The sequence below is a fragment of the Shewanella sp. 10N.286.45.A1 genome (genome assembly GCF_041470405.1).
GTDB lineage: Bacteria > Pseudomonadota > Gammaproteobacteria > Enterobacterales > Shewanellaceae > Shewanella.
The window spans coordinates 1-262 of sequence record NZ_JBFRMK010000204.1 but is presented as its reverse complement, the minus strand read 5'-3'; the positions used below and the strand labels follow the sequence as shown (position 1 = coordinate 262).

General features: G+C 37.8%; 1 protein-coding gene. It reads left to right on the top strand.

Annotated features, from left to right (window positions below):
* On the top strand, nt 1-192 hold a 192-nt coding region (locus tag AB4238_RS15200), incomplete at its 5' end, for a hypothetical protein (protein WP_372034184.1).
* Between the last annotated feature and the right edge of the window lie 70 nt (nt 193-262).

Genomic DNA, 262 nt, shown 5'->3' with positions numbered 1-262 from the left:
TATGGTTTCCAGACAAATTCTTACTGGTTAATTATTCGTCTGACGGTATTGTTTCCTCACTGCACTGCTCATGTACTAAAGTACACTCCGCGGCTCGCTCGTCACGGCTTTGTCAGCCAAACAATTACCTGCGTAATTAACCAAATAACTAAATTTGAAAAGCTGTTACTCGCTGTCGCAAGTAAATATTAAATTATTGAGTTAAACACACATTAAGTGCTTATTCTAATTCTGGTTTCTGTCGAAACATCAGTCTCATACA